Below are 13,863 nucleotides of genomic sequence, written 5' to 3'. Positions count from 1 at the left end.
AATCATGACCGTAAAAGTACCACATATAATTGCCATTCTATTCATCATTTGCATACTGTGCATTTCCACAGTTGGTGCCTCAACGATTTTCCTTGAATACTATCATATGGATCGATGCTCGGACTGCAAGATTACCGATCCACTGATTGCAGATCTGGAAAATGCCTATGACGGTACCCTGACTATCGAATGGATCGACACCGGTACTCTGGAAGGATGGGAAAGATGGAAACCACATGGATTTCTCGAAGTCCCGGCCGTGGTTGTGAACGGCACCATAAAAATTCCCAAAGAGGAAATCACCGAAGAAAACATCAGGGCAGCAATTGAGCGTGCTCTTTCAGAAACTGATAGGGGGGAAATTCCTTCTGATATAGACTGGGACATCCCGCTTGCGTATTCATTCGGGCTTTTTTCCGGTTTCTCGCCCTGCTTGATGGCAATATTGGGATTTATACTGGCATATGTCACAGGTTCGGGCAAGGGATTGAGAAATAGTATACTAAATTCACTGACATTCGGCCTGGGGCTGGTTGCCGCGTATATCTTTATGGGGAGTTGCGTCCTGCTCGCGGGAATGTCGCTCGGTGGTTTCGGTCCATGCCTCACTATCGTGGCAGGGGTAATCACGATACTTGTTGGGGTAAACCTTATTGGGTTGTTAAGAATTCCTATTGACACAAACACCTTTATTCAATCCTCTGTTCGGAAGTATTCTGCCACTCTGGCTGGTTTATTCTTTCTGGGTATGTTGTTTTCAATCGTCAAGGCTCCATGTGCGGCACCAATGATACTCATATTGCTGAGCAAAATCCTAATTGATGGCACGGTACAGGATTTGTCACTCTTACTGGTCTTTGGGGCCGGAGTGCTCACGCCATTTATTGGAGTCGGGATCATCGGGGGATATAGCTCGTCGAACAAAATTAGAGAACACAGGAATGTAATTAAAGCTGTTAGTGGGATTATCCTGATTGGGTTTGGGTTCTGGTTGCTATTTTGGATGTAAATCCGGTTGGGCGTAAAGACCATCCCTGTGATCCTTGGGATACAGAAGACCAGAATCCTTCTGTCAGTAATGAACGCCATGGGTATCGGGATTATTCTCGTTCTTTGCAACGGATATCTCTCAATTGTCGAAACGGCAATCATTGCCGGTATCGCGATTTATGTACAGAGTTATATTATTTTGTTCAACGGAGCCGAACTCAGCAGAGTGTTGTATGACCTCATAGCAGACGGGCAGTATCTGCTCCTTGGAGGAGTGATGTACATCTCTACTGTATGTATTGCATAAGAAAACAGGGTTCTACCCACTCTCCAATTATTTTTCCCGGATCCCATTGTCTGTTCTGCAACTCGTTTAAGCAGCAAAAATGCGTTTTTTCCGTGTTGGTATACATTCATCCGATCACTGAATATTCGGCGAACGAACTAATGTATACCTGAAGATACAACGATAAATTGTAGTCGGGAGTTCACCTCATTTCACACAGTCATATGAACCCCGCACTGCACGGAGGCAAAACTCATTGCCTTCGATAGTATTTGGAGCTGATTTCATGGTTTACCTCCTGATAAAACGGAGGTAAACATATGGAAAAAGAACTGGAATGCAGACACTCTCCGTGCTGCTGGAGAGTGTTGCATTTATGCCCGCAGTAAGCACACAGATGAAACGCGTTTTGAAGACGAACTGCTATAGAATGCCGGTATTAAGGAAAATTGCATCGATACACGATTACCACACCAGTATAATTATATTTGAATAATTTATTTTTCTGATGAATATGATTCGTAATTATCTGCCGTTAATAGGTAACTATTATTTGCTCTTGCAGTAGTTCTCCTCGTTGTTACCTATTATGAATATACACACAATGGCCGTTTTGATACTCCCATGCAAGGGGTATTTTTCCCAGTTTATTCCTGAGTATTAGTATTCGATTCAGCAGTGAAAAAACGCAAAAACACCTGATTATTATACTACAGGATGCCTGAATTGGGAAAAATCAAGAATACAGTAAATTCGCAAAAGCCATTCGTTAATAGTATGCTTCATGTAGGCACAGGCAGAGGGAATTTCCAGCTTCATGGAAAATAGTATCACCTGTGCTGGATATAGTGAGTTTTCAATACAGTATGTAATACATGTGATACGTGGGGAGGAATATCTATTAGTTATTCAGCCCACTACTGACTATAAAAACTTGTGGGGAACCACGGCCACATGGGTCAACCCATAATATCTCCCTGTCTGGTGTTTGATATGGATCGGCATCTTCAAAAAAAGCATTTCGCGATAATTGCAGCGGTATCCGGTATTGTTATCGTTTGTTTATTCCTGATTTTTGTAGTATTGCCAGTTGGTCCCGGCCTCCCTCCTCCCGATATCAGAAAAGACTGGTTTATCCCGGGCTCAGACATCAAATCAATTGAAAATAGCTCAATTTATCTCCTCGGTGTTGAGGAATCTACCGATTTTCCATTTATATCTGACCAAAATGGCCTATGTTCACATACTGAATACCGTGATACTGCAACCAGGGCCAGGCTAATGACAGAATCCTGTTATTTTGAGGATTTTGATAATTTCCTGCAGGCTCAATGTGAGTTATGTAATTATCTTTCCTCTCACGGTAGTATCATACCTGTGCTCCTTCACATGAAAACACCTGATGGTTATGAGTATACCCTCTCTGCTACCGCATACTCAACGGATACTTTCCAGGGATATTTTATTGTTGCAGAACGTCCATTCATCTCTTCCTCAGAGGATTATTTTATCCTGTATTATGGCTATCTGGATGATGCCTCCCTTCGGTATTCTGAAGAACGGGTACATTCTCTCATTAACGATGCCAGTCTGTATGCGACTCGTGAGGGTTCGGTAGGGAAATTGGATTGTGAACGTTGCGATTGATACTATCGCCATCAATCTCAGTAAAAATAGGGTTCGCAACGCAATTTTTCTCAAATCAATTAGTCTTGGTATCAAAATGAAAGGTCCCAAATGGAATTCAATAAGCTAATAAATATGGATAAACCAGCTGTTATGACCTTTACAAATCTCAGATTCTGAATGCCATGGATATCGGGATTATTCTCGTCCTTTGCAAGTGGTTAGCTAGAATCAGTCGAAACGGCAATCATCGTCGGTATCTCGATTGATATACAGAGATCTAATATTTTTTACAACGGAGCCGAACTCAGCAGAGTGTTGTATGACCTCATTGCCGACGGGCAGTACCTGTTGTCTGGAGGAGTGATGTCCCCCTTCTCCATATGTATTGCATAAGAGATTGAGTTTTATCCCCACCTTTTTTTCACGATACAGTTTTCTGTTACAAAATGATGTGAGCGACAAAAGTGCTCCTCTTCATGTAATTATCTGTTCATCCGATCACTGAATATTCGGCGAACGTACTAATGTATACCAGAAGGGACGAACATTCTGTATCCGTTAATAAGCAGGATGGAGAAAACACGATGGAAACGAAACAAATCCTAAAAAACTTAGATACAGTATTCAGATATGTCCTCGTCGCGATCCTTCTCCTGTCCTTTCTGATCTTTATTTTTGTCTTTACGATCAACTGGGAAGCCTATTTTTTCGGGGTGAAACTCAATGGCGCGCCGGCCGGGATGTACTTGCTCCTCCAAGGAATGATTGCCGGTTCGCTTGCGTTTCTCCTTATAAAATATCGCCGTTACACTCTTGCTGTTGCCGTTCTCGCCGTTATCTACTTCGGTTACACCTTTGTTGATTCGGCCGTAACAATACAGACACTGACCGACAATCTCTACTCTCCCCTCCTGTTGGTGTTATTCATCATCTCCCTTCTCTTTTTGATTATTCATATCCTCTCAGCCAGATTCGGGAATGGTGGTCATGATACACTGATAAGTGAATCTACACGTGAATCGATGAATGAATCGAAAATCGAAACGACTTCATTCACAACCGAGACAAAAAAATCAGATGATCATACAGTCAAACAAATAGTGATTCTGATGGTGGCGGCATTTGCCATTGTATTTTTATTTTTACTGGTAATGCCCCTGTTTTCGATGTTTTTCTCCGGTACGCACGCCGTTGCATCTCCATCAGTTCCAGATTACACCGGGGATACATTGTTAACAAAAATCAACGAAGGAGGAGCCACAGAATGGCAGGCCCTTGTGAATGGACGCAGTGTGATGAACCTCTATGCATGTCCGTCAGAAGATGGCGGGTGCGGCGTTATAGCCGGCATGTTCGAGTATGCCGGGCAGACAGAACCGAGTCTCCGGGTAATGAAACTCGATCGTTACGGTCGTCCCGTCTGGGATATACGCCGGGACACTTCCGATTATCCTGAAACAGATCTCAGTGTGATCAGGGATCTCCTTCCAACAGCAGGAGAGTATACGGTGGTCATGCTTGATGGAATTGTTCTCCGGCTGGATGGACAGGGAAATGTGTGGTGGCACCGCTATTATCCTCATACACAGATAAATAACGGCCTGGCCTTACCCGACGGTGGATACGTATTGACCGGAGAAATAAATGAAGAGGGGTCTGACGGATGGATACTCTGTGCAGACGGGGAAGGGAATACCGCATGGGAGAAGAAAGAGAATGACTTCACACATTGCGGGAGAGCAGTAGTATCACCGGAGGGAAACCTGCTGGTGAACTGTTATGCAGAATGCGATGATCCCAATGAGAGCGGAAACGTGATCGCGGCTCTTGATCTTCAGGGAAATTATCTCTGGAAGCAGAAATTCGTCGAGAAGGACGACGGAGTGGTCTATTCAATACAGCCCCGGTATGACGGAACAACAGATGTGTATCTCCGCGGAGAAGGTGAGAGAAGGTATACGCTCGATCATGAGGGAAATATCATTAGTGAGGAGGTGCTCCCCCCCGGCCCGGACTCATTCAGTCATGAAACCGCACCTGATCTGACGTTCGACACAAAAAAATGTGCAGTAGGCAAGACAGAGTTATATGTACACTCCCGGGATGGAACTGAGACCGTTCTTGTTATTCGTCACCCGATGGATCTGGAGAATTTGTTCAAAATTACTTCGGTGAATCCGACATCAGACGGCGGATACCTTGTTGCCAGTACTGCAGAATAGTAAGGTGCAATGAGTATCCTCTCCCTTTTCATTTCGATGGAATGGTTCTGAATATTTTTACCGGGATGATGGGGCGGGCCCTCTAATCCAAATCAAAGAGACATGCAGATATTCATATCTCACTCATATCACCATTTCCCAATTTATCTCCACCAAACGCGGGAATATTATCCGATTGCTGAATATTCGACGAACGTACTAATGTATACCCGAAGAGACGAACATTCTGTATCCGGTAAAAACCAGGACGGGGAAAAACGATGGAAATAAAACGAGTCTTAAAAAATATTGATGTTTTACTGAAGTATGGCCTTATAGCAATCCTTCTCCTGTCCTTTCTGATCCATATTTTTGTCTTTATTATAAACTGGGAAGCCTTTATTTTCGGAATAAGACTCGCCGGACCCCCGGCAGGACTATACTTATTCCTCGAAGCAATCGGTGCGGGTTCACTTGCATTTCTGTTGATAAAATATCGCCAATACACAACGGCAGTTTTCGCTCTCGCCGTTCTCTATTTCGGGTACCTGTTTCTTGATTCGGCCGTAACAATCCAGACCCTGACCGACAAGCTCTACTCTCCGGTCCTGTTGATGGTATTCATCATCTCGTTTGGTTTTTTGATATTCCATGCCCTTATATCCAGATTCTGTGCCGATGATGACCGTCCGACGATGATTGAATCGGCAATTCATTCGATTTGCACCAAAATCATGACACAGGAAACAGAAGAGGACAAGATAATCATCGGGACGCTGCTGGTCATTGTGATATTTATTGCAGTGATTATCATTCTGCCTCTCACGATAGCCTTCATATTCTCGCTCATGGAGCTGTTTTAGAATAAATATAATGACGAACACCTTTTTTTCCAGTGAATTTTTCATATATCAAATCTTTGAGATTCATCTGAAGTCTGATAAAATGCCTGCCTGTTTCTCACAGTTCGAAAAAAATGGAAAAATGGATATTCTCAGAAGCGGGCAGGAATGCCTGTTATGAAGTAGATTCTCTTCATACAACGCCTCGGAGCACACCTCTGTTCATGCAATGTGGTATGTCAAAGCATCGCTGAATTCAAAACAGCTGCAATACCTGAAAATGAACCGGGTAAAAGAGTAGGATCCAGTATCACATTGACCACCATCACGCCGAAGAAGAGTGATTGATGATCCGGATATCAGCCGGTGGCAGTCATTCGTATTGACAGTAACGGGTTGCATGGAAAACAGAATGAAGCAGGCTAAAATATACGTTCATTTGACGTCCGATTTTTCTTCATTCATTTTGAACTCACACAAAACGGCAATATCCCCCGCCACAATTCTGCCTTATCATCAAGACTCATCCCCGCATACGCCGGAGAGGTGGAGGGGAGCTGTAAAATAACAAAATCAGTGTCTTTGTTTTCCGGTTCCCCAACATCAGAAAAATACCGCTTAAACCAGTGTCCGGCACCCGTTTTCCCGTTTAAGGCAATGCACCGGATGGTGGGATGCTCTCTCAAAAACCCGCGAATATCATTGGGTGTCACGTCACATATCGAACTGTCACTGCTACGTTTTCGTGAACAGGATTCAACCACATCCCAGATGGCAATGCCCTCTCTGGTCAGATAATTCAGCCGCTCATGATAGGGCAACTCCGGGTACTCAAATGGAAATGAGAACACCATTCCCATAATCTTCCAGAACTGATTCCGGGGATTACCGTAGTATTCCTGCCGCTGCAACGACTGCTCGCTCGGATAACTGCCCAGAATCAAAACAGAAGGACCTGAACCAGAAACCGGTGCAAGCCCTGACGCGGAATAATCAATCACCAGGGATTGGTTACTCAGCATATCGTATAAAATAGCATTCTCCCCAGTCCTTCCGCTCACCGGGTTTCATTGCAACCAGCATATCTTCCGCATGGTCTTCACAGACATTTTGGGTAACGCAACCCAGGATCTGCATGCCAATTGCCTTCTTCTCGCAAAAATCACACCTTAAATTCGTAGCGGTGCTGTTCATGTACATCAATTTACTTTCTCAATATTTAATGTACATACCTCTATTTTTCTCCCTGATTGCGGTCATAATCATGGAAAATACAGCCCATAGGTCGAGTGTGAGAATCCCCGGCAGGAATACCGGTTCATCCCTCCGTAAGGGGATAGACATGACCTCTTATTTATCCCAATCATTCCCCACCGGAATCGTTCAAATCATCGTACCGCACATAATAACACGCCCCCCAGTCCTTCCGCTCACCGGGTTTCATTTCAAGCAGCATCTCTTCCGCATGGTCTTCACAGACTTCCTGTTTACAGCATCCGAGTATCTGCATGCCGATCGCTTTCTTCTCGCAAAAATCACATCGCGGATTGTCATTCAAAATCTCCATACTTATACCCCTACCTGTAGGTCTATTTAAGGGGCGCACATATATATCTGGACTGAGTTATGGATCATATTACCATACGCGGAGCACGGGAACACAACCTGCAGAACGTAACACTGGACCTTCCGCGGGACCAGTTTATCGTCATCACCGGTGTGTCCGGTTCCGGTAAATCAACACTTGCCTTTGATACCATATATGCCGAAGGGCAGCGGAGATACGTGGAATCACTCTCCGCATACGCCCGTCAGTTCCTCGGCCTGATGAATAAACCGGACGTGGACTCCATCGAGGGTCTCTCACCGGCGATATCGATAGAACAGAAGACCACCTCAAAAAATCCACGCAGTACGGTGGGCACCGTTACCGAAATTTATGACTACCTCCGGCTGCTCTTTGCGCGGATCGGAACACCATACTGCCCTGAGCATGGAATAAAAATCGAATCACAGTCCCCGGAGCGGATTGCAGACGCAATCGAGTCTGACTTTGAAGGCGAAGTCACCATCCTCTCCCCCATCATCCGCCAGAAGAAGGGCACCTATCAGCAGCTCCTTCGTGACCTGAATGAGGAAGGATATGTCCGTGCGAGAGTGGACGGAGATATTATCCGGACGGATGAGGAAATCCAGCTGGAACGGTATGTAAAGCATGACATCGAGATCGTCCTTGACCGGTGCATGAATGATGAACGTTCCCGGCTGGTCGAAGCGGTGGAAAATGCGGTGCAGAAATCCGATGGCCTCGTAATTGTCGCAGGAACCGAAGGAGAAAAAGAACGTGTCTATTCCTCTCGTATGGCCTGTCCCGTCTGTGGCATCTCATTTGAAGAGCTCCAGCCGCGGATGTTCTCATTCAACAGCCCGTTCGGAGCCTGCGAAGTGTGCAATGGACTGGGTATCCGCATGGAACTGGACCCCGAACTCATCATCCCGGATAAAGAAAAATCTATATCCGACGGTGCCGTTGCCCTGTACCGGAATTTCCTGGACGGATACCGTATCCAGTACCTGGCAGCGGTGGCCAAACACTACGGGTTTGATATATTCACCCCGATCAGAGATCTCACCGAACAGCAATACACGGCCCTGATGTATGGATCTGATGAGACCATTGAATTCCGGATGAATATGAAAAGCGGCGAGGGACACTGGGCCCACAATGGGAAATGGGAAGGGCTCCTGCCGCAGGCACAACGGCTCTATGGCCAGACAAAGTCTGATTACCGCCGCAGGGAACTGGAAAAGTTCATGCGGGTCTCCGGGTGCCCGTCCTGTCATGGACAGCGGCTCAAAGAGAAGGTGCTGGCCATCCGCATCGACGGTAAATCCATTATCGATGTCACCGACCTCTCCATTTCCAGCTGTCGAGAATTTTTTAAAGAGCTCGTCCTCACGGAAAAAGAAAAAGAGATCGCACATCAGGTACTCAAGGAAATACATTCCCGTCTGGGATTTTTGGAGGAGGTGGGCCTTGGCTACCTTACCCTCTCCCGTGCGGCGGGCACGCTCTCCGGCGGAGAAGCACAACGCATCCGGCTTGCCACCCAGATCGGTTCCAATCTGATGGGTGTATTGTATGTCCTTGACGAGCCATCCATCGGGCTGCACCAGAGAGACAATCACCGTCTCATTGAGACGCTCCAGCACCTGCGGGATCTGGGGAACACCCTCATCGTGGTCGAGCATGACGAGGACACCATCCGGCAGGCAGACCATGTTGTTGATATGGGCCCCGGTGCGGGTATTGATGGCGGCAGGGTCGTTGCGGCAGGCACCCCGCAGGAGATCGAACGGAATCCGGAATCCCTTACCGGCCGATATCTCTCCGGGGCGGAGACGATTCCCGTGCCCGAAACACGCCGGAGTGCCGGAAATTATATTCATCTGCTCGGGTGCCGGGAGAACAACCTGAAAAATGTGAATGCCCACATTCCCCAGGGCGTCTTTACCGTTGTTACCGGGATGTCAGGAAGCGGAAAATCCACCCTTATATATGACACCCTCTACCGGGCACTGATGAAGAAAATTCACAAATCAAACGTCACCCCCGGAAAATATGAGTCGCTCTCATTTGATGAGGAACCGGACAAGGTCATCGTCATTGACCAGAGTCCCATCGGGAGGACGCCGCGGTCAAACCCGGCCACCTACACGAAGGTGTTCGATGAGATCCGGAAGGTATTTGCCGGGACAAAAGAGGCGAAGATGCGGGGCTACAAGCCCGGCCGTTTCTCGTTCAATGTCAAGGGGGGCCGCTGCGAGGCGTGCAGCGGAGATGGTCTCATAAAAATTGAGATGAACTTCCTTCCGGATGTCTATGTGGAATGCGAGGAATGCAAAGGGAAGCGCTACAACGCCGAAACGCTGGAGGTCAGGTTCAGAGACAAAACGATTGCAGATGTTCTTGCGATGACCGTAGACGAGGCCGTGGAAATATTTGAAAACCATCCGAAAATTCTGCAGAAACTCAAAACCCTCCAGCAGGTAGGCCTTGGCTACATCAAACTCGGCCAGAGTTCAACGACGCTCTCCGGCGGTGAGGCCCAGCGGATCAAACTCACCCGTGAACTCTCAAAGAAAGGGACGGGGAATACCATCTATCTATTGGATGAACCCACCACCGGGCTGCACTTCCATGACGTCAAAAAACTCATCGGCGTACTGGATGAACTGGTGGAGAAGGGCAATTCAGTCATTGTGATTGAACACAATCTGGATGTGATCAAATCAGCCGATTATCTGATTGACCTCGGACCTGATGGTGGTGAATTCGGCGGAGAAATTCTGATTTCCGGCACACCGGAAGAAGTGGCTGCAGAAGAGACCAGTTATACCGGCATGTATCTCCGTCCCCTCCTGCAGGCATGATAGACTATCACTCCCTCCCCTCTGATCCCGGCTGTTACCTCTTCCGTGATGACACAGACACCGTCATCTATGTCGGGAAGGCAAAAAACCTGAAGAAGCGGGTGGGGAGCTATTTCTCCCGCACGATTAAAGATCCGAAGACGGAGGCGATGGTCTCCACAGCAGCAGACCTCGATTATATCGTCACAAAAAATGAGGTCGAGGCACTCATTCTGGAAAATTCTCTCATAAAACGCCTCCAGCCAAAATACAATATCGACCTCAAGGACTCCAAACGATACGCCTACATCCACATCTCAGACGGCCCGTATCCCCGTATTCACTATGCACGGGAGAAAACAGATGCAGGGGAATATTTCGGCCCGTTTGTCTCTGGAAAAGACCGTAATCATGTTCTTCATGTCATTAAGCGGGCGTTTCGTCTCCGGTCGTGCAAAAAAATCCCCAAACGGCCCTGCCTCCGGTATCATCTCGGGACATGCCTCGCACCCTGTGCCGGTGCGGTGACAGAGGAGGTATATGCAGAACAGGTGTCCCGCGCCCGTGAGGTACTCAGGGGGAATGCGACGTCCCTTGTACGGACACTCGAATCCGATATGAACGATGCCGCACAGGCGCAGGAGTTTGAACGGGCAATCGAACTGCGTGACCAGATAGACGCGGTCAGAAAACTCTCCGAGCGGCAGGCGGTTGAACGCACGAAGGAGGCGGATGAAGATATTATCCACTACCGGATTCGTGAGGATGTGGTGTACCTGGTGCTCTTTTCCGTATACAAGGGAACACTGGGCGAGAAGCAGGAATTCAGGTTTCATTTTCAGTCAAATGCGATTGAAGAATTTTTGGTCCAGTATTACGGAGAAAACGAACCACCTACCGAACTGGTCCTCCCGGAGATGCCGGATGACGCGGTGATAGACTATCTCTCTCTCCAGAAGGGCCGCAAGGTCAAGGTGACTGTCCCACAAAAAGGAACAAAAAAGGACCTCCTGGATATCGTGGACCGCAATATCGAGACGACCTTCTTCGGTGGAGAAGAGAAGGTGAACGCCCTCGGAAAACGCCTCCGTCTGCCGGAACCCCCCACGGTTATCGAGTGTTTTGATATCTCGCACCATGCCGGAAGTGCGATGGTGGGGTCAATGGTGCAGTTCCGCTACGGCATCCCGGACAAGAGCAATTACCGTCGGTTTAAGATCAAGACAGTGGAGGGGATTGATGATTTCGCCGCAATCCACGAAGTGGTGCACCGGAGATATTCCAGGATACTGAAAGAAAACGGAGAGTTCCCGGATCTGGTCATCATCGACGGCGGGAAAGGTCAACTCCATGCAGCGGAGGATGCCCTGAACAATCTGGGTCTTAGGATACCCCTCATCTCGGTTGCAAAGCGTGAGGAGGAGATCTTCATCCCGCAGTTCCCCCACCCGCTTCCCATTAAGAAAAATGAGAAAGCGTCCCTCTTTGTACAGGAAATCAGGGATGAGGCACACCGGTTTGCCATAACCTATAACCGTACACTCATGAAAAAGAGGATCAGAGATGACCGGGTTTAATCTGAAAGCTGACTTTTCCCCGGCGGGTTCACAGCCGAAAGCGATCGCGTCCCTCGCGGCAGGCATCAGCGAGGGAAAGCGGTTCCAGACGCTGATGGGCGTGACGGGGTCAGGAAAGACCTTCACGGTGGCAAATGTCATTGCACAGGCACAGAAACCGACGCTGGTACTTGCCCACAACAAGACGCTTGCGGCGCAGTTGTACAACGAGTTCAAAGACTTTTTTCCTGACAACCGGGTTGAATATTTTGTTTCCTATTATGATTTCTATCAGCCGGAATCCTACATCCCCCAGAAAGACCAGTATATCGAAAAGGATGCGCAGATAAACCCAAAGATCGAGCAGTTGCGCCTGGCTGCAACGGCGTCCCTGCTGTCCCATGATGATGTGATTGTCGTTGCGTCAGTCTCCGCAATATATGGTCTGGGAAACCCGGAAAATTTTGAAGGACTGGGATTTGAAGTAACACAGGGGGGACGCATAAACCGGAACGAGATAATTTCACGCCTGATTGACATCCAGTATGAACGTAATGATATTGAGCTTCAGCCCGGACGATTCCGGGTAAAGGGGGACACGATTGACCTGATCCCCGGTTCCGGGATTGATATCATCCGGATTGAATTCTTCGGGAGTGAGGTTGAGAGAATAACGGAGATGGACCGGATCACCCGCGAGCCAATCCGGACGCTGCCGTATTATTTCGTGTATCCCGCCCGGCACTATGTCATCCCGGAAGAGGAGAAGGCAGAGGCGATTGTCGAGATCAAAAAGGAACTCGAAGAGACCCTTCCCACCCTTGGTCTCATCGAGGCACACCGTCTGCGTCAGCGGACACTTTATGATATCGAGATGATCGAAGAGACAGGGTACTGCAAGGGAATTGAGAACTATTCCCGGTTCTTTGATCACCGAAAGGTTGGCGAGAAACCGTTCTGCCTTCTGGACTATTTCCCGGACGACTTCCTGATGGTCGTCGATGAGAGCCACCAGACGCTCCCGCAGGTCAGGGGGATGTACAACGGGGACTATTCACGGAAGAAATCACTGGTGGACTATGGGTTCCGGCTCCCGTCCGCGTTTGACAACCGCCCCCTGAAATTCAATGAGTTCGAAGAATACCTGAAGTCGGTGATATTCGTCTCCGCAACACCCGGCCAGTATGAAAAGGAGCATTCAGGAGATGTCGTAGAGCAGATTATCCGGCCGACTGGGCTTCTGGACCCGGAGGTCACAATACGTCCGGTGAAAACACAGATCCCTGATGTGTGTGAGGAAATCCAAAAGACCATTGATGCAGGTGACCGGGTACTCATCACAACCCTTACGAAGAAACTCGCCGAAGAACTGACAGAATTCCTCGCAGAAAAGGGAATCAAGACCCGCTACCTCCACTCGGAGATCAACACCATCGAACGGACCGAGATCCTGCGTGAACTCCGGCTGGGCGTGTTTGATGTGCTCGTCGGCATCAACCTCCTGAGAGAAGGGCTTGACATTCCGGAGGTGAGTTTCATCGGCATACTGGACGCGGACAAGGAAGGGTTCCTCCGGGACGCACGAAGCCTGATTCAGACCATCGGGCGGGCGGCACGAAACGACCACTCTCATGTTGTCCTCTACGCAGACAAAATCACGGATTCCATCAAGACGGCGGTGGAGGAAACAAACCGCCGCCGCGAGATGCAGCAGGCGTATAACCGGGAGCACGACATCAGCCCTGTTACCATCCGGAAACCCATCCGGGAAAAGGAAGTCGAGATTCAGGACACGAAACACATCCCCCGCTCAGAACTGCCGAATATGATCATTCAGGTCGAAACCGAGATGCTGGAGGCAGCGGAACGGCTGGACTTTGAACGGGCGATTGTGCTGCGGGAGAAGCTGAAGAAGCTAAATGCGGAGGTGAGAGAAAAATGAATAT

11 protein-coding genes are annotated in these 13,863 nt (G+C 48.2%); 8 read left to right on the top strand and 3 right to left on the bottom strand.

Features of this window, described 5'->3' with window-relative positions; translation table 11 throughout:
* The first annotated feature begins 4 nt into the window (after positions 1-4).
* The 5 genes from OU421_RS11730 to OU421_RS11710 all read left to right on the top strand — a co-directional run bounded on the left by OU421_RS11730 (position 5) and on the right by OU421_RS11710 (position 5,969).
* On the top strand, positions 5-1,009 hold the full coding sequence (locus OU421_RS11730; RefSeq protein ID WP_268186288.1) for an urease accessory protein UreH domain-containing protein: 1,005 nt from the start codon (positions 5-7) through the stop codon (positions 1,007-1,009).
* A gap of 6 nt (positions 1,010-1,015) precedes the next feature.
* Positions 1,016-1,297: a UbiA prenyltransferase family protein gene (locus tag OU421_RS11725; RefSeq protein WP_268186287.1), complete on the top strand. Its 282-nt coding sequence runs from the start codon at positions 1,016-1,018 to the stop codon at positions 1,295-1,297.
* Between the two features lie 972 nt (positions 1,298-2,269).
* A complete protein-coding gene (locus OU421_RS11720) occupies positions 2,270-2,923 on the top strand; it encodes a hypothetical protein (RefSeq protein ID WP_268186286.1) in 654 nt (217 codons plus the stop codon).
* A gap of 566 nt (positions 2,924-3,489) precedes the next feature.
* Entirely contained in the window at positions 3,490-5,127 is a 1,638-nt protein-coding gene (locus OU421_RS11715; protein WP_268186285.1) for a hypothetical protein, read from the top strand.
* 260 nt (positions 5,128-5,387) lie between these two features.
* Positions 5,388-5,969 (top strand): hypothetical protein, encoded by a 582-nt coding sequence (locus OU421_RS11710; protein ID WP_268186284.1) that lies wholly within the window; start codon positions 5,388-5,390, stop codon positions 5,967-5,969.
* A 440-nt stretch (positions 5,970-6,409) separates the two neighbouring features.
* On the opposite strand, the gene OU421_RS11705 is transcribed toward OU421_RS11710, so the two are convergent.
* From OU421_RS11705 to OU421_RS11695, 3 genes are all read right to left on the bottom strand, one after another.
* On the bottom strand, positions 6,410-6,970 hold the full coding sequence (locus tag OU421_RS11705) for a DNA-deoxyinosine glycosylase (protein ID WP_268186283.1): 561 nt from the start codon (positions 6,968-6,970) through the stop codon (positions 6,410-6,412).
* Positions 6,960-7,142: a hypothetical protein gene (locus OU421_RS11700; RefSeq protein WP_268186282.1), complete on the bottom strand. Its 183-nt coding sequence runs from the start codon at positions 7,140-7,142 to the stop codon at positions 6,960-6,962. Before OU421_RS11700 ends, OU421_RS11705 begins: the two co-directional genes overlap by 11 nt.
* 169 nt (positions 7,143-7,311) lie before the next feature.
* Positions 7,312-7,515, bottom strand: a complete 204-nt coding sequence (locus OU421_RS11695; RefSeq protein WP_268186281.1) for a hypothetical protein — start codon at positions 7,513-7,515, stop codon at positions 7,312-7,314.
* 59 nt (positions 7,516-7,574) lie between these two features.
* Here OU421_RS11695 and uvrA point away from each other — a divergent pair, with 59 nt between their 5' ends.
* The 3 genes from uvrA to uvrB are packed head-to-tail and all read left to right on the top strand — an operon-like array spanning position 7,575 to position 13,859.
* On the top strand, positions 7,575-10,382 hold the full coding sequence (uvrA, locus tag OU421_RS11690; RefSeq protein WP_268186280.1) for an excinuclease ABC subunit UvrA: 2,808 nt from the start codon (positions 7,575-7,577) through the stop codon (positions 10,380-10,382).
* Positions 10,379-11,938 carry an excinuclease ABC subunit UvrC gene (gene uvrC / locus OU421_RS11685; RefSeq protein ID WP_268186279.1) on the top strand — a complete coding sequence of 520 codons (1,560 nt, stop codon included), beginning with the start codon at positions 10,379-10,381 and terminating at the stop codon, positions 11,936-11,938. The genes uvrA and uvrC overlap by 4 nt, the downstream gene beginning before the upstream one ends.
* Complete coding sequence (gene uvrB / locus OU421_RS11680; protein ID WP_268186278.1) at positions 11,925-13,859, top strand: excinuclease ABC subunit UvrB; 1,935 nt, start codon at positions 11,925-11,927, stop codon at positions 13,857-13,859. The genes uvrC and uvrB overlap by 14 nt, the downstream gene beginning before the upstream one ends.
* Positions 13,860-13,863: the final 4 nt, after the last annotated feature.

The sequence above is a fragment of the Methanogenium organophilum genome (assembly GCF_026684035.1).
Classification (GTDB): Archaea; Halobacteriota; Methanomicrobia; order Methanomicrobiales; family Methanomicrobiaceae; genus Methanogenium; species Methanogenium organophilum.
Note: the sequence above shows the minus strand (reverse complement) of the source record. Positions and strands in the feature narration are given on the sequence as shown.